Origin of the sequence: Sphingobium sp. 22B (assembly GCF_001580035.1) — a bacterium.
Lineage (GTDB): Bacteria > Pseudomonadota > Alphaproteobacteria > Sphingomonadales > Sphingomonadaceae > Sphingobium > Sphingobium fuliginis.
Map to the genome: position 1 here is coordinate 1 of NZ_LTAB01000095.1, position 381 is coordinate 381.

Consider the following 381-nt stretch of genomic DNA (forward strand, 5'->3'; position numbering starts at 1 on the left):
GCATACAAGGAAGTGGTTCGCTGTCTTCTGGATGGACTTCAATGGCTTTATGGGCCTCACAAAGTGGAGGTTACAACTACTTCGGCTATCACTCAAGGACGTCAGCGGCTGGGTGTCGAACCTTTCAGGGAAATCTACTCTCAAGTAGTTAAGCCAATTGCAAAGGCAGAAACAAAGGGTGCCCATTTTGGCAAATGGAGTGTACATGCGATCGATGGGACGTTGGTGGACTTGCCTGACACTGAGGACAATCGAGAGTATTTTGGTAAATCATCCAATCAAAATAGCGCAGAGGCAGGGTATCCAAAGTTAAGGGCGGTTTCTCTTGTAGAATGCGGAACTCATGTGATTTATGCTACAGAGCTTGGATGGTTCAAGAAG

Annotated in this window: 1 protein-coding gene; it reads left to right on the forward strand. The window is 46.7% G+C overall.

Annotated elements, in window-relative coordinates; all coding sequences use genetic code 11:
• On the forward strand, positions 1 to 381 hold a 381-nt coding region (locus A0J57_RS25795), incomplete at both ends, for a transposase domain-containing protein (protein ID WP_201030973.1).